This is a genomic window from Micromonospora sp. IBSANI012, assembly GCF_052814045.1.
The window spans coordinates 4,027,257-4,042,550 of the sequence record NZ_CP199933.1 but is presented as its reverse complement, the minus strand read 5'-3'; the positions used below and the strand labels follow the sequence as shown (position 1 = coordinate 4,042,550).

The window sequence follows — 15,294 nt, the reverse complement described above, 5'->3', positions numbered from 1 at the left end:
ACACGGACGTCGACGGAGGTGGTTGACATGGTGAACAGACCCGGCCGCGGGGCGTCGGCGACCGCCGCGTCTCCCGTCCGTCGCGCCGCGCAGGCGGTCGGCGCGGCCTTCCTGCTGATCGGGGTGCTGGGCTTCATCCCCGGCATCACCACGAACTACGACCAGATGATGTTCGCCGGGCACGAGTCCTATGCGAAGCTGCTCGGGCTCTTCCAGGTGTCGGTCCTGCACAACCTGGTGCACCTGGCGCTCGGCGTCGCCGGGCTCGCCCTGGCGCGTACCGTGTCCGGCGCGCGGACGTACCTGGTCGCCGGTGGCGCGATCTACCTGGTGCTCTGGCTCTACGGCCTGGTGGTCGACCACGAGAGCGGCGCGAACTTCGTCCCGCTCAACAACGCGGACAACTGGCTGCACCTGTTCCTCGGCGTCGGCATGATCGCCCTCGGGCTGGCGCTGACCCGCCGCCCCGGCGGCGCCCGACGCTGACCCTGATCCGACGACGCCGCGCTCCCGCGAGGGGCGCGGCGTCGTCGTCCGTGTGACCGACGCCCCTGCGGCCTTGCCTATGCAACTCGTTGCATAGCAGGATGCCCGCATGGCCCTCGAGCACGCGATCCTGGTCTCCCTGCTGGAGCAGCCGGCCTCCGGCTACGAGCTGGCCCGCCGCTTCGACCGCTCGATCGGCCGGTTCTGGACCGCCACCCACCAGCAGATCTACCGGGTGCTCAAGCGGATGGAGACCGACGGCTGGGTCACCGCCGAGGAGGTCGGCCAGGACGGCCGCCCCGACAAGCGGTGCTGGTCGGCCACGGCCGCCGGGCAGAGCGCGCTCGCCGAGTGGCTGCGCGCGCCCGTGCAGCCCGAGGCGGTCCGGCACGAGCTGGCCGTCAAGATCCGCGGTGCCGCCTTCGCCGACCCGGCGGGCCGGGCCGACCTGGTCGCCGAGGTCGAGCGCTACCGCGCCGACCACGAGGCGGTCCTCGCCAGCTACCTGGCCGGCGAGCGCCGCGACTTCCCGGCGCCCGACCCCGGCGACGCCCGCAACGCACTCCAGCACGTCGTGCTGCGCGGCGGCATCGCGTACGAGCGGATGGTGCTGGCCTGGCTCGACGACGTCCTCGCCACCCTGCGCGACCTCGCCCGCTGACCCCCACCCTCCGGAAAGGACCCCCATGGCCGACCCGTTGCTCAACCCGCGCACCTACGACCCCGCCCACCTCGACTCCGAGTCCCGCCGGCTGCTGCGCGCCACCGTCGACTTCTTCGAGCAGCGCGGCAAGAAGGTCCTGGTCGACAGCTACAACGACCACACCTGGTACGGCGACTTTCTCGACTTCGCCGCCAAGTCCGGTCTCTTCGCGGCGTTCTGCACCCCGGCCGCCGACGGTGCCGGCGACCCGGCCAAGCGCTGGGACACCGCCCGCAACGCCGCGCTCAGCGAGGTGCTCGGCTTCTACGGCCTCGGCTACTGGTACACCTGGCAGGTCACCGTCCTGGGCCTCGGCCCGGTCTGGCAGAGCGACAACGCCGCCGCCCGGGCCCGCGCCGCCACCCTGCTCGACGGCGGTCACGTGATGGCGTTCGGCCTCTCCGAGCGCAGCCACGGCGCCGACATCTACTCCACCGACATGCTGCTCACCCCGGACGGCAAGGGCGGCTTCCGGGCCACCGGCGGCAAGTACTACATCGGCAACGGCAACGTCGCCGGTCTGGTCTCGGTCTTCGGCCGCCGCGCCGACGTCGACGGCCCCGACGGGTACGTCTTCTTCGCCGCCGACAGCCGGCACCCCGCGTACCACCTGGTGCGCAACGTGGTGAACGCGCAGATGTACGTCAGCGAGTTCCGGCTGGAGGACTACCCGGTGCGCGCCGAGGACGTCCTGCACACCGGGAAGGCCGCCTTCGACGCCGCCCTCAACACCGTCAACGTCGGCAAGTTCAACCTCTGCACCGCCTCGATCGGCATCTGCGAGCACGCCATGTACGAGGCGGTCACCCACGCCCACAACCGGGTGCTCTACGGCCGGCGGGTGACCGACTTCCCGCACGTACGCCGGGAGCTGACCGACGCGTACGCCCGGCTGGTGGCGATGAAGCTGTTCAGCGACCGAGCGGTGGACTACTTCCGCTCGGCCGGCCCGGACGACCGCCGCTACCTGCTGTTCAACCCGATGACCAAGATGAAGGTGACCACCGAGGGCGAGAAGGTCGTCGACCTGCTCTGGGACGTCATCGCCGCCAAGGGCTTCGAGGCGGACACCTACTTCGACAAGGCCGCGCGGGACATCCGGGGCCTGCCGAAGCTCGAAGGCACCGTGCACGTCAACCTGGCCCTGATCCTGAAGTTCATGGCCAGCTACCTGTTCCGGCCGGCCGAGTTCCCGCCGGTGCCGACCCGGCACGACCCGGCCGACGACGAGTTCCTGTTCCGGCAGGGCCCGGCCCGGGGGCTGGGCGCGATCCGCTTCCACGACTGGCGGGCCGCGTACGACGCGCACGCCGGCGTGCCGAACGTGGCCCGGTTCCGGGAGCAGGCCGACGGGCTCTGCGCGCTGCTGGCCGCCCACGCGCCGAGCGAGGAGCAGCAGCGCGACCTGGACTTCCTGCTCGCCCTCGGCCAGCTGTTCGCGCTGGTCGTCTACGGCCAGCTCATCCTGGAGCAGGCCGCGCTGACCGGCCTGGACACCGATCTGCTGGACGAGATCTTCGACATCCTGGTCCGCGACTTCTCCGGCCACGCCACCGAACTGCACGGCAAGGCGGCCACCACCGACGCGCAAGCTGCGTGGGCGCTGACCCAGGTCCGCCGACCGGTCGCTGACCCGCAGCGCACCGCCCGGGTCTGGTCCCAGGTGGAGGCCCTCTCCGGCGCCTACGAGATGAACCCCTGACGGACCGTCCGGCCGGCGGTTACCCGGAATGCGGCGTGTCGCGGTGTCGGAGCTCTCGGACACCGCGACACGCCGCAATCGGCGTCGATCACGCCTCGGTCATCGCCCCCACCGGCCCCGACGGGCGGTCGGGCACGGTCGGCCGTTCGGTGGCCTCGCGACGGGCCCAGGTGGTGGTGAGCAGGACCAGCGCCGCGATGTAGGTGACCATCACCGCCAGCCGGCGCCCGGGCAGCTCCGCCCCGGCCGCGCCGAGCCCGATCAGCGCGTCGGAGACGAGGAAGAGCGCCCCGCCGGCCGCCGCCCGGCGGGACACCCCCACCGAGGCGGCGGCCATCAGGCTCAACGCCAGGCTATAGCCGAGCACCGGCAGCCGCAGGTCGCCCAGCCGCTCCCAGAGCAGCGCATTCGCGCCCGCCCAGACCGCCAGGTAGCCGGCGAACGCGGCCAGCGGCGCCCGCCGGTGCCCCAGGAAGGCGGTCAGGAAGCAGAGCTGGGTGCCGAGGAAGCACCCCATCCCGACCAGGAACGCGGTGGTGCCGGGCAGCAGCAGCGCCACGTCACCCGCCGTCGCGAACACCAGGCCGGCCGCCACCAGGTCCCACCTGCGGCGTACGCGCAGCAGCCAGGCCAGCAGCAGCGGCGCGAGCAGCGGCTTCGCCGCCCACTGCAGGGCGGGTACGTCGAGCGCGACGCCGGCCAGCTCGACGGCGGCGACCGCCGCGTACAGCCCGGGCCAGAGTCGTCTCATCGGGCGGGCTGCCAGCCGGGCCGGCCGAAGAGGTGCCCGAGTCGGTGCCGCCAGGAGGCGGCCTCCCGGACGTCGCGCCAGATCGCCGCGTACTCGTGGGTGGCCACCCGCAGCGGGTTGTAGGTGTCGATGTTCTTGGTCAGGCCGTACCGCACGGCGGCACGTTCGGGCTCGAAGCTGCGGAAGAGCCGGTCCCAGACGATCAGGATGCCGCCGTAGTTGCGGTCCAGGTACTCGTTGTTGGCGCCGTGGTGGACCCGGTGGTGCGACGGGGTGTTGAAGATCCACTCGATCGGCCGGGGCAGCACGGTGATCCGCTCGGTGTGCAGGAAGAACTGGTACAGCAGGTTGATCGACTGCTGAAGGAAGATCATCCACGGCGGGACGCCGAGCAGCGCCAGCGGCAGCCAGAACGGCAGCGAGGTCATCGGCGTCGTCCAGCCCTGCCGCAGGGCGGTGGAGAGGTTGTAGAACGTGCTGGAGTGGTGCACCACGTGGGCGGCCCAGAAGAGGCGTACCTCGTGGTGGGTGCGGTGGAACCAGTAGTAGGCCAGGTCGTCGGCGAAGAAGACCAGCACCCAGGTCCAGACGCTGGTGGGGGAGAGCTGCACCGGGGCGAGGGTCCAGAGCCAGACGTAGAGGCCGACGGTGAGCAGCCGCCAGGGCGTGCCGATCAGCACGCTGCCGACGCCCATGGTGAGGCTGGTGGTTGTGTCACGCAGCTCGTAGCCGCGTTCGTCGTCGTCGGGGGCGAACCGGTACGACACCGCTTCCACGACGATGAGCAGCAGGAACGCGGGTACGGCGTAGAGCACGGCGGGGATCATGCTCGACATTCCTCTCCTGATCCGGTGGCGGGGGTGGGGAGCGAGGCGGTCAGCAGCGCGTGGGCCTGCGCGGCGGCGTCGTCGCCGCGCCCGTCGGCGATCGCCTCGGCCAGCCGGCGGTGGCCGGTGACGTCCAGCAGCTCGGCGGCACGCCGCTCCGGCGGCACCTCGCCGACGGCCACCGCCCCGGCGACCAGGCTGTTGAAGGACAGCAGGTACGCCGTGTTGCCGGAGCCGTCGATGATGTGCCGCCAGAGCAGGATGTTGGCCTTGTCCATCGCGTGCAGGTCCGGGGCGAGCGCCGCGTACGCCTCGACGTCGCGGGTGACGCTGCCCCGCAGCTCGGCACTGGCCCGCTCGGCGCAGAGCCGGGCGGCGTCCACGCCGACACAGGCGCGCATCTCCAGCATGTCCCGCACCAGCGTGTCGACGGGGAGCAGGTCGCCGGACTGCACGAGGGACAGCGCCAGGTCGAGACCGGCGTGCACCCGCCAGTCGAGCACCCGGGTGGCACCGCCCTGGCTGACCCGGAGCAGGCCGAGCTGTTGGAGCCGGCGCAGCGCCTCCCGGACGGCGTGCCGGTTGACCGCGAACGCGGCGGCCAGTTCGCGCTCGCCGGGCAGCGGGTCGTCGGGGCGGTAGCGGCCGCTGACGATGGCGTCGCGGAGCTGGCCGAAGACGTGGTCGGCGACGGAGCTGCGGGGGACGGGAACGAAGGCCACGGCAGCAGTGTGGCCCAGCCCACATCAACCCGTCAACTGGTTGGACCAGTTCGCGTACCCGAAAAAGACGGCGGCCGGGTCATGGACCCGGCCGCCGTCTCGCGGGGTTCAGTCCCGGCCGCGCTCGCGGCGGTAGCGGCGGATCAGCGCGGCGGTGGAGGAGTCCACGTCGGACAGGTCCGGGTCGCCGCCGGTCAGCTTCGGCGCGAGCTGGTTGGCCATCACCTTGCCCAGCTCCACGCCCCACTGGTCGAACGGGTTGATGTCCCAGATCGCGCCCTCGGTGAAGACGATGTGCTCGTAGAGGGCGATCAGCTGGCCGAGGGTGCCCGGGGTCAGCTTCGGCGCGATGATCGAGGTGGTCGGGTGGTTGCCCGGCATCACCCGGTGCGGCACCACCTTGGCCGCGGTGCCCTCCGCTTCGACCTGCTCCTTCGTCCGCCCGAACGCCAGCGCGGCGGTCTGCGCGAAGAAGTTCGACATGAACAGGTCGTGCATGTCGCCGAGGTCGTGGTTGGGCTGGCTGAACCCGATGAAGTCCGCCGGGATCAGCAGCGTGCCCTGGTGGATCAGCTGGTAGAACGCGTGCTGGCCGTTGGTGCCCGGCTCGCCCCAGAAGATCTCGCCGGTCGGGTGGTCGACCGCGGTGCCGTCCAGCGTCACCGACTTGCCGTTGCTCTCCATCGTCAGCTGCTGCAGGTAGGCCGGGAACCGGTGCAAATACTGCGAGTACGGCAGCACGGCGTGGGTCTGCGCGCCGAGGAAGTTGGTGTACCAGACGTTCAGCAGACCCAGCAGTGCTGGGATGTTGCGCTGCACCGGCGTGGTCCGGAAGTGCTCGTCCACGGCGTGGTAGCCGGCCAGCAGTTCGCGGAACCGGTCCGGCCCGACCGCCAGCATCACCGACAACCCGACCGCCGAGGGCAGTGAGTACCGGCCGCCCACCCAGTCCCAGAAGCCGAACATGTTCTGCGGGTCGATGCCGAAGTCGCGGACCCGCTGCTCGTTGGTGCTCACCGCGACGAAGTGCTTCGCGATCGCCGCGTCGTCGTCGGCATCCAACCCGGACAGCAGCCACATCTTCGCCTGGTTGGCGTTGGCCAGGGTCTCCTGGGTGGAGAAGGTCTTGGAGACGATCACGAAGAGGGTGGTCGCCGGGTCCAGGTCGTGGGTCTTGTCGTGGATGTCGGTCGGGTCGATGTTGGACACGAACCGGCAGCTGATCCCACCGTCCCGGTACGCCTTCAGCGCCTCGTACGCCATCACCGGCCCGAGGTCGGACCCGCCGATGCCGATGTTCACCACCGTGCTGATCCGCTCGCCGGTGTGCCCCCGCCACTGCCCGGAGCGGACCCGCTCGGCGAACGCCGCCATCCGGTCCAGCACCTTGTGCACATCGGCGACCACGTCCTGGCCGTCGGCGATCAGGGTGGCGTCGCGGGGCAGCCGCAGCGCGGTGTGCAGCACCGCGCGGTCTTCGGTGGAGTTGATGTGCCGCCCGGCGAACATGGCGCAGATCCGGTCGCTGAGCCGGGCCCGCTCGGCCAGCGCGGTGAGCAGCTCCAGCGTCTCGTCGGTGACCAGGTTCTTGCTGTAGTCGACGTGCAGGTCGGCGACCTCGCCGGTGAACCGCTCACCCCGGCGCTGGTCGGCGGCGAACAGCTCCCGCAGGTGGGTGCCGCGCATCGTCTCGGCGTGCTTGCGCAGCGCCTGCCATTCGTCGGTGGTGGTCACACTCGCAGCCATCGGGGCGATCTTCTCCTTCACGACGGGACGCCGGTGGCGCTCCTCGCGCCGCCGCCGGCTCGGCTCCAGCCTGCCACCCCGGCGGGGTCGGCGCGACGCGACGCGGCAGACCCGTCCCGCACGGTGGTCGGCGACACGCCGTTGCGACACGTGTACGACACGCCGGTCACGCCACGACACCGCGCGGTCGCCGACAGTAGGCTCTCTCCCTGCCCTGTCCCTCGGCCCGGGAGGACCCATGGCGACGGTGATCGGCCCACGCCGCTCGTCCCGACAGGACGGCGCGTCCGACGACGCCGACGAACTGGAGCTGCCGGAGCTGGAGGACGGCCACTGGATGCACCGGGCGACCGAGTTCGCCCACACCAGCTTCCGGTCGGTCGCCCGGCGGCTGCCCCACCTGGTCCGGGAGGCGGTCACGCTCGCCTGGGCCACCAGCCGGCGGGACACCCTCGCGGCGATCGGCCTGAACCTCGCGGCGGGGGTGATGACCACCCTCGGGCTGCTCGCCACCACCGGCGTGCTGCGTGAGCTGTTCGCCGGCGGCCCGACACCCGATCGGGTCCGCGCCGCGCTGCCGTCGCTGGTCCTGGCCGCGCTGGCGGTGACGGCCCGGGGCGCCCTCACCGTGACCGCCGGCTGGGCCCAGGCCCGGCTGATGCCACAGATCAACTACGAGGTGGAGCTGCGGCTCTTCGAGGCCACCACGGCGGTGGAGCTGGCTGCCTTCGACGACGCCGGCTTCGCCGAGGAGATGGACCGGGTCCGGGACCGGGGCATGGCCGAGGCGGCGTCCATCGTCGACCACACGGTCAACCTGATCACCGGCGTGGTCGGCGTGCTGGCCACCGCCGCGGCGGTGACCGTGATCCAGCCCCTGCTCCTGCCGTGCCTGCTGCTCGCCGCGGTGCCCGAGGCGGTCACCGCGGTCCGGATGGCCCGCCGGCAGTACCTGGCCATGCTGGCCCGGATCACCCGCCGCCGCCGGATGTGGATGCTGGCGCACCTGATGGCCAATCGGCGCACCGCCGTCGAGGTCCGGGCCTACCAGATGCGCGACTTCCTGCTGGCCGAGTTCCGCCGCGTGATGGCCGTGGAGACCCGGGCCGAGCTGCGCCTGGTCCGGGCGCAGAGCGCCACCCGGGCGTTCGGCATGTCCGCCGCCGGGGTGGCCGCCTTCGGGATGTACGCCGTGCTCGGCGGGCTGCTGCTCACCGGCGTGGTCGCGCTGGCCGCCGCGGCGACCGCCCTGCTGGCACTGCAGTCCGCCCGGTCCAGCCTCGGCATCGCCGTCTTCGCCACCAACAACCTCTACGAGGACGCCCTCTACTACCAGGACTACCGGGACTTCCTCGAGCGGGCGCGGGGGCGGATCGGGGTGGGGGAGGGCCGCCCGGCGCCCGGGTTCGACACCATCGCACTCGACCGGGTCAGCCTCCGCTACCCGGACACGGACACCCCGGCGGTGGACGAGGTCAGCCTGACCGTCCGCCGGGGCGAGGTGGTCGCCCTGGTCGGCGAGAACGGTTCCGGCAAGACCACCCTGGCCAAGCTCATCGCCGGGCTCTACCGCCCCACCGGCGGGACGATCCGCTGGGACGGCGTCGACCTCGCCGAGCTGGACCCGGCGCAGGCCGCGGCCCAGGTGGCGGTGATGACCCAGGAATATTGGAAGTTCCCCTTCACCGCGGGGCAGAACATCCGCATCGGCCGGCACGACCGCCGCGGCGACCAGGCCGGCCCGACCGTGGAGGACGCCGCCCGCTCCGCCGCCGCGCACGACATGATCGCCGACCTCCCGTTCGGGTACGACACGCTGCTCGACCGGGAGTTCAAGAACGGCCAGGACCTCTCCGGCGGCCAGTGGCAGCGGCTGGTCGCAGCCCGGGGCCTCTACCGGGACGCCCGGCTGCTGATCTGCGACGAACCCTCCGCCGCCCTCGACGCGCGGGCCGAGCACGCCCTCTTCAAGCACCTGCGTCGCCGCCCCGACCGGGCGGTCGTCCTGATCACCCACCGGCTGGCCAACGTCCGACACGCCGACCGGATCTTCGTGCTGGACCACGGCCGGCTGGTGCAGCAGGGCACCCACCAGGAGCTGATGGCCGCCGACGGGCTCTACCGGGAGCTGTTCGAACTCCAGGCGAGCGGCTACCTCGCGGCGGCCGGCACGGAGTCCGGAGGACCGTCGACCGGGTGACCGGCTGTCCTGTCCACCCCGAAAGTTTCGGCGTCCCGAAGCTTCCGCCTCGTCGCCAGGTCCGCTGACCCGTCGGGTGCGATGACCCAACGGGCGAGACATCGATTTTCGTTGAAGTGTCGGAAAGCTTTCGGTACCGTCAGGACGGGACCCCTCGACCCTTGCGGTGACATTCGCAGCACGGCGGATCCCGGCGCGGCCTCCGGGCGGTCACGTCGGGCGACGGAGCCGGTCACCGCATCGGGCGACGGTCGAGGCGCGACGTCCCACCCCCGTCACTGTCGAAAGGTTGACCTGCCATGACCCACGTCCCCGCCCGCCCGGGTGGACGTCCGACGCCCCGAGCCCGGCTCCGCGCGACCCTGGTGGCCGCCGTCGCGGGCGTCGCCGCCCTCGGCACCACGCTCGCCCTGGCGCCCGGCGCCAGCGCCGCCACCACCCTGGGCGCGTCCGCCGCCCAGACCGGCCGCTACTTCGGTACGGCGGTGGCCGCGAACAAGCTCTCCGACGCCACCTACGTCGCGATCCTCAACCGCGAGTTCACCATGGTCACGCCCGAGAACGAGATGAAGTGGGACGCGACCGAACCCACGCAGGGCCAGTTCACGTACGCCAACGCCGACCGCATCGTCAACCACGCCCGGGCCAACGGGATGCGCGTACGCGGGCACGCGCTGGCCTGGCACTCGCAGCAGCCCGGCTGGGCGCAGAACCTCAGCGGCACCGCCCTGCGCTCGGCGATGGTCAACCATGTCACCCAGGTGGCGACCTACTACCGGGGCAAGATCCACTCCTGGGACGTGGTGAACGAGGCGTTCGCCGACGGCGGCACCGGCGCCCGGCGCGACTCCAACCTCCAGCGCACCGGCAACGACTGGATCGAGGTGGCGTTCCGCGCCGCCCGGGCGGCCGACCCGACCGCCAAGCTCTGCTACAACGACTACAACACCGACGGGCAGAACGCGAAGAGCAACGCGGTGTACGCGATGGTGCAGGACTTCAAGGCCCGGGGCGTGCCGATCGACTGCGTCGGCTTCCAGTCCCACTTCAACAGCGCCTCGCCGGTGCCGGCCGACTACCAGGCCAACCTCCAGCGCTTCGCCAACCTGGGTGTGGACGTGCAGATCACCGAGCTGGACATCGAGGGGTCCGGGTCGGCCCAGGCCGACAACTACGCCCGGGTCGTCCGGGCCTGCCTCGCCGTGAGCCGCTGCACCGGCATCACCGTCTGGGGCATCCGGGACACCGACTCCTGGCGGGCCAGCGGCACGCCGCTGCTCTTCGACGGCAGCGGCAACAAGAAGCCCGCATACACCGCCACGCTCGACGCGCTCAACTCCGGCGGCCCCACCACGCCGCCGACCACCACGCCCCCGCCCACCACGCCCCCGCCGTCGACTCCGCCGCCCGGCGGCGCGTCCTGCACGGCCAGCGTGTCGCTCGACTCCTGGACCGGTGGCTTCGTCGCGACCGTACGGGTCACCGCCGGCTCGTCGGCCGTCAGCGGCTGGACGGTGGGGCTCACCCTGCCGGCCGGCGCCGCGGTCACCAACTCCTGGAACGCGCAGCCCAGCGGCACCAGCGGCAGCCTGACCTTCCGCAACCTCAGCTACAACGGTCAGCTGGGCGCAGGCGCCAGCACCACCTTCGGCTTCCAGGGCACCGGTGTGGGACCGTCCGCCACGCCCACCTGCTCGGCGAGCTGAGCGAGTGATCCGGCGCGGAGGGCCGACCCTCCGCGCCGGATCACCCGGTCGGGTGGCACCGAGGACGCCTCCCGGTAGACGGGCGGAACACCCCCCGCACCACTCGGCGGCGGGCCGCCCGTCCGGCCGGTGTCCCGGTCGCCTCGGCGGGCGCTCAGCCCTGCCGGGCGAAGAAGTCGGCCATCGCCAGCGTGTGGGTGGAGAAGGCCAGCTCGACGGGCTCGGTGAGGACCAGCCACTCGGTGGCCTCCTCGGTCGGCGACGACGGCGGCAACCCGTCGGCCGGCCGCTCGGGCAGCTCCCCGAAGATCATGATGGTGCCGCCGGCCGGTGCCCCGTGCACCGCGAACAGCCGGGCCTGCTCGGCCTCGCCGATCAGGCCGGTCTCCTCGCGCAGCTCCCGGACCAGCGCGTCGGCCCACTCCTCGCCGTACTCGATGAAGCCACCCGGCAGCGCGAGCAGGCCGCGCGCCGGCTCGATGTCCCGGCGGACCACCACCAGGCCCAGGCCGGCGTCGGTGCGGACCGGCAGCAGCGCCACCGCGACCGGCAGCGGGTTGCGCCAGACCGTCTCGCCGCAGGCCGCGCAGACCCGCGGCCAGCCGGCGCCCGCCGGGTAGGCGGCGCCGCAGAAGGAGCAGTGCGCGTAGGGAGAGCCGGTCATGTCGCCGCACGTTACCGGCCCGGCGGGCGCTCCGGCGACCGTTGCGCCTCCCGACCGGCCTGCTCCCGGAGCGTCTCCCGGGCCTGCATCAGCGCGAAGCCGAGCAGGTTCAGCCCCCGCCACCGGACCGGGTCCTCCGCACGCGGGTCGTCGGCGGCCAGCCCGATGCCCCACACCCGGTCCACCGGGCTCGCCTCGACCAGCACCCGGTCCCCGGTGCCCAGCAGGTACGCCCGCAGGTCGTCGTGCTGGCCGAACTTGGCGACGCTGCCGGCGACCACGATGTCGTACCGCTGGGCCTCCCACACCGCCTGGTCGAAGCCGCGCACCTGACGGCCGAGCGCCTTGGCGCGGTGCGGGTGGCCGGCGGCGAGGATCCGCCCGCCGGTCTCCTCGTCACCGAAGAGCGCCGCCTTCTGCCACATCATCCAGTGCTCGGCGGTGGTGAAGCGGCGGCCGTCGACGGTGAACGCCGCCGGCCACCACTGGCTCAGGCAGCCCGCGCCGACGGTGCCGTCGCGCCGGGGCCGGTGCCCCCAGAAACAGAGGTACTTCAGCCGCTGTCCACTCTCGACGAGGGCGGTGAGGTCGGCGGCGGTGCGGGGCGGCGGCATGCTCGACAGTGTCGCCCCGGGCACCGACACTCCGCCTCCCCGTTTTTCCCCGGCCCGCCGAAACCAGCTCGTCCGGTGGGCCGGCGCCCCGGTAGCCTCCGCCGGACGACCGGGCGAGGTGAGGACGATGCGCGAGACGACGACGCTGTGGCGACCGACCGGGCCGCAGGAGCTGGCGCTGGTCGAGGCCTCCGGCTGGACGGCGTGGCCGCCCCGCCTGCCCGACCAGCCGATCTTCTACCCGGTGCTCACCGAGCGGTACGCCATCATGATCGCCCGGGACTGGAACGTGCCCGCCTCCGGCGCGGGTTTCGTCACCCGCTTCGAGGTGGACCGGGCCTTCCTCGCCCGCTACCCGGTGCGCCAGGCCGGCGGCCGGGACATCCTGGAGCTGTGTGTCCCGGCGGAGGACCTGCCCGAGTTCAACCGGCACATCGTCGGCCGGATCGAGGTCGTGCACACCTTCGGCGCCGCGCCGACCGCCACGGGGTGAAACTCGTGCCGGCCGCGACGGGCTGAGGGTCGGGGCGCACCGAGGCGCGCGCCGGGCCGTGCATACCCGCACAGCCCGGCGCGCTCCCGACCTGGCCCGACGGCGCCGATCGGCTCGCGTACCCCGGAAGGCCCGGTGGTCAGGCGGCGGGCGCGCCGGTGTAGAAGGCGGTGGTGCGTGCCGTCGCGGCCCGCGCGGCCTCCGGGTCGGTGCCGGCGGCGACGCTGGCCTCGCCCCAGCTCTCGCTGCTCTGGGTGACGAACCGCCGACCCTCCTCGGAGCCCATCCAGGCTTCGGCCTGCTCGGGCGAGATGCCGCTGCCGTCGGCGGCCAGGTGGGAGGCGAGGCCGAGCAGCCCCAGGTCCCAGCCGACGCCGACCGCGCCCGGGCCGAACTCGGTCCAGCGCTCGTCGTCGACGTGCGCGACGTGCTCCAGCTCGAACCGGGTACGCCCGTCGCCCTCCGGCGTCAGCCGCACCTCGATCCAGCTGACCTCGCCGCCGTACTCCCAGGTGGCGGCGAAGCTCTTCGGCGGGTCGCAGCGTTGGATCGTGCCGCCGGCGTTGCCCTCGAACTGGTAGCGGCCGTGCAGCCGCAGCTCGCCGGAGATCGGCAGGAACCAGCGGGGGATGCGTTCGGCGTTGGTGCAGGCGTCCCAGAGGTCCTCCAGGGGCGCGTCGTACGTCTGGCTGATCGTCATCACCCGGGCCTCGCCGGCTTCCAGGGTCCGGCTGCCCACGGTGCGCCGCACGGCGCTGATCTGGTGTGTGGCGTCGGTCATCAGGGTTTCTCCTCGGTCGGGTCCGGCGGTGGGTGCAGGCGCCGTTCGCGTCGGCCGCGCGCCAGCTCGGTGGCGAGGGCGTCCAGGGCCGGGGCCCAGAACCGGCGGAAGCCGGCCAGCCACTCGTCGACCTCGCGCAGCGGTCGCGGGTCGACGGCGTAGAGACGGCGGGCGCCCTGCGGTCGGACGGTGGCGAAGCCGTTGTCTCGCAGCACCCGGAGGTGCTGCGAGACGGCGGGCTGCGAGATGCCGTACTCCCGCTGGATCACCACGCAGACCTCCCCGGCGCTGAGCTCGCCCTCGGCGAGCAGCTCGAGGATGCGGCGGCGCACCGGGTCGCCGAGGACGTCGAAGGCGTGCACGGACCCTTTCTATCAGCCGAGGCTTATATAAGCAATCACCCCAGACGCGCGGCGACGGCGGCGCGCAGTTCGGGAAGCCGGCCGTGCAGCAGACCGGGGCACTGGGTGTTGTTGAAGTCCTTGTGCCCGTAGATCTCGCTGGGTGCGATGCCGTACTGCTGGCAGGTGAAGGCGCAGAAGACGATCAGGCTGTTCCAGAGCGCCGCCGGCGGCTGCACGTCCAGGTAGATGCCGTCGTTCTCGATGCCGATCGCCTGGCTGTTCTGCCCGACGCAGTGCGCGCCCTGCACCATGGTCTGCCCGTGCAGCAGCGCGTAGAGGCTGCCGTGCCGGCCCTCGGTGAGGTAACCGCCGCGGCTGTTGGTGAAGTGCTGCCCCGAGTCGAGCCAGCCGTTGCTGTCCATGTGCAGGTTCTGGATGTCGCGGGAGTTCGCGTACGCCTTGGCCAGGCTGTAGTCGGTGGTGTTCGGGAACGCGGTGTGGTGCACGATGATCTTGTTGGGTCGGCTCTGCACCACGCTGACCGGTGACGACGGGGGTCGGGCGCCCCAGGTCGCGCAGTTGGCGATGACGGGCTGGTCGACGCGGGTGGCGACGGCGCGCGCGTCGCGGCCCCCGCCGAGCTGGGTCAGGGCGGAGGCGCCGGCGGCGGCGCCGAGCAGGACCGCGCCGCGCAGCGCGGCCCGGCGGGACACGGGTACGGACATGGGGGCCTCCTTCGTCGGTGGTGCCGGCGGCGGGCCGGGCGGCCCGCCGCCGGTGGGGGTCAGCAGGGTCCGTTGCAGGCCAGCACCCGGAGCCGGTCCAGGGTGCCGTTCCAGACGTTCTGGTCGCCGGGGAAGACGCCCGAGGACGACCACTGCCAGAAGGAGTACGTCGGCCAGCCCGCCGGCAGGGTGCCCACCGTGCTGGCATAGCGGGCGATCCACAGTGGATTGTTGGCGGCGAACTGCGAGGTGTTGCCGGTGCAGGTGGTCCACCAGTCGGTGGTGGTGTAGATGGTGGCCCACCGGCCGGTGCGCGCGTAGTACTGGTTGACGAAGGAGGCGATCCAGCTGCGCATCGCGCTCTGGCTCAGGCCGTAGCAGGTGGCGCCGTACGGGTTGTACTCGATGTCGAGCGCGCCGGGCAGCGTCCGGCCGTCCTTGGACCAGCCGCCGCCGTGGTCGACGAAGTAGTTGGCCTGGGTGGCGCCGCTGGTGGTGTCCGGGCGGGCGAAGTGGTACGAGCCCCGGATCATCCCGACGTTGTAGGAGCCGTTGTACTGCTGGGCGAAGTACGGGTTGGTGTAGTAGGTGCCCTCGGTGGCCTTGACGTACGCGAACCGGGCGCCGTTGTTCCAGGCGGCCGACCAGTTCACGTTGCCCTGGTGGCTGGAGACGTCCATGCCGGGCAGGCCGGCGGGGGCGGCGCTGGCGGGGCTGGTGCCGAGGCCGACGGCGGCGACCACCGTGACGGTCGCCAGCAGTGCGGCCGCGGCCGCGCGGAGACGGTTCATCTTTCCTCCCTGGGGGGCGCCGCGGGGGCGGCGGGAGTG

At 72.5% G+C, this 15,294-nt stretch carries 16 protein-coding genes; 6 read left to right on the top strand and 10 right to left on the bottom strand.

Annotated elements, in window-relative coordinates; translation table 11 throughout:
- Positions 1-27: 27 nt before the first annotated feature.
- The 3 genes from ACTWM8_RS18645 to ACTWM8_RS18635 all read left to right on the top strand — a co-directional run bounded on the left by ACTWM8_RS18645 (position 28) and on the right by ACTWM8_RS18635 (position 2,891).
- A complete protein-coding gene (locus ACTWM8_RS18645) occupies positions 28-486 on the top strand; it encodes a DUF4383 domain-containing protein (RefSeq protein WP_446210149.1) in 459 nt (152 codons plus the stop codon).
- Positions 487-595: 109 nt separating this feature from the next.
- Positions 596-1,147 (top strand): PadR family transcriptional regulator, encoded by a 552-nt coding sequence (locus ACTWM8_RS18640; protein WP_446210148.1) that lies wholly within the window; start codon positions 596-598, stop codon positions 1,145-1,147.
- Between the two features lie 25 nt (positions 1,148-1,172).
- Positions 1,173-2,891, top strand: coding sequence for an acyl-CoA dehydrogenase (locus tag ACTWM8_RS18635; protein ID WP_446210147.1), 1,719 nt, complete (start codon positions 1,173-1,175; stop codon positions 2,889-2,891).
- Between the two features lie 88 nt (positions 2,892-2,979).
- Here the strand turns inward: ACTWM8_RS18635 and ACTWM8_RS18630 are convergent, their stop codons facing one another.
- The 4 genes from ACTWM8_RS18630 to pgi form a co-directional block, all read right to left on the bottom strand.
- Complete coding sequence (locus ACTWM8_RS18630) at positions 2,980-3,642, bottom strand: lysoplasmalogenase (protein ID WP_446210146.1); 663 nt, start codon at positions 3,640-3,642, stop codon at positions 2,980-2,982.
- The gene (locus tag ACTWM8_RS18625; protein ID WP_446210145.1) at positions 3,639-4,478 is read right to left on the bottom strand and encodes a sterol desaturase family protein; all 840 of its coding nucleotides are present in this window, start codon (positions 4,476-4,478) and stop codon (positions 3,639-3,641) included. Before ACTWM8_RS18625 ends, ACTWM8_RS18630 begins: the two co-directional genes overlap by 4 nt.
- Entirely contained in the window at positions 4,466-5,191 is a 726-nt protein-coding gene (locus ACTWM8_RS18620; protein ID WP_446210144.1) for a FadR/GntR family transcriptional regulator, read from the bottom strand. The genes ACTWM8_RS18625 and ACTWM8_RS18620 overlap by 13 nt, the downstream gene beginning before the upstream one ends.
- 108 nt (positions 5,192-5,299) lie before the next feature.
- A complete protein-coding gene (gene pgi / locus ACTWM8_RS18615; protein WP_446210143.1) occupies positions 5,300-6,937 on the bottom strand; it encodes a glucose-6-phosphate isomerase in 1,638 nt (545 codons plus the stop codon).
- A 238-nt stretch (positions 6,938-7,175) separates the two neighbouring features.
- Between pgi and ACTWM8_RS18610 the strand changes: the two genes are divergently transcribed.
- Together ACTWM8_RS18610 and ACTWM8_RS18605 are read left to right on the top strand one after the other, a co-directional pair.
- A complete protein-coding gene (locus ACTWM8_RS18610) occupies positions 7,176-9,137 on the top strand; it encodes an ABC transporter ATP-binding protein (RefSeq protein WP_446210142.1) in 1,962 nt (653 codons plus the stop codon).
- 299 nt (positions 9,138-9,436) lie between these two features.
- The gene (locus ACTWM8_RS18605; RefSeq protein ID WP_446210141.1) at positions 9,437-10,843 is read left to right on the top strand and encodes an endo-1,4-beta-xylanase; all 1,407 of its coding nucleotides are present in this window, start codon (positions 9,437-9,439) and stop codon (positions 10,841-10,843) included.
- 154 nt (positions 10,844-10,997) lie between these two features.
- Here ACTWM8_RS18605 and ACTWM8_RS18600 read toward each other — a convergent pair whose 3' ends face one another.
- Complete coding sequence (locus ACTWM8_RS18600; protein ID WP_446210140.1) at positions 10,998-11,507, bottom strand: NUDIX domain-containing protein; 510 nt, start codon at positions 11,505-11,507, stop codon at positions 10,998-11,000.
- Between the two features lie 11 nt (positions 11,508-11,518).
- Positions 11,519-12,121 carry an NADAR family protein gene (locus ACTWM8_RS18595; RefSeq protein ID WP_446210139.1) on the bottom strand — a complete coding sequence of 201 codons (603 nt, stop codon included), beginning with the start codon at positions 12,119-12,121 and terminating at the stop codon, positions 11,519-11,521.
- Between the two features lie 127 nt (positions 12,122-12,248).
- On the opposite strand from ACTWM8_RS18595, the gene ACTWM8_RS18590 reads away from it, so the two are divergent.
- Positions 12,249-12,614, top strand: a complete 366-nt coding sequence (locus ACTWM8_RS18590) for an ADP-ribosylation/crystallin J1 (RefSeq protein ID WP_446210138.1) — start codon at positions 12,249-12,251, stop codon at positions 12,612-12,614.
- A gap of 139 nt (positions 12,615-12,753) precedes the next feature.
- Here the strand turns inward: ACTWM8_RS18590 and ACTWM8_RS18585 are convergent, their stop codons facing one another.
- The 4 genes from ACTWM8_RS18585 to ACTWM8_RS18570 are packed head-to-tail and all read right to left on the bottom strand — an operon-like array spanning position 12,754 to position 15,255.
- Positions 12,754-13,395, bottom strand: coding sequence for an SRPBCC family protein (locus ACTWM8_RS18585; protein WP_446210137.1), 642 nt, complete (start codon positions 13,393-13,395; stop codon positions 12,754-12,756).
- Positions 13,395-13,757 (bottom strand): ArsR/SmtB family transcription factor, encoded by a 363-nt coding sequence (locus ACTWM8_RS18580; RefSeq protein ID WP_446210136.1) that lies wholly within the window; start codon positions 13,755-13,757, stop codon positions 13,395-13,397. The genes ACTWM8_RS18585 and ACTWM8_RS18580 overlap by 1 nt, the downstream gene beginning before the upstream one ends.
- A gap of 35 nt (positions 13,758-13,792) precedes the next feature.
- On the bottom strand, positions 13,793-14,464 hold the full coding sequence (locus ACTWM8_RS18575) for a peptidoglycan recognition protein family protein (protein WP_377608546.1): 672 nt from the start codon (positions 14,462-14,464) through the stop codon (positions 13,793-13,795).
- Positions 14,465-14,523: 59 nt separating this feature from the next.
- A complete protein-coding gene (locus ACTWM8_RS18570) occupies positions 14,524-15,255 on the bottom strand; it encodes a lysozyme (protein WP_179805420.1) in 732 nt (243 codons plus the stop codon).
- Between the last annotated feature and the right edge of the window lie 39 nt (positions 15,256-15,294).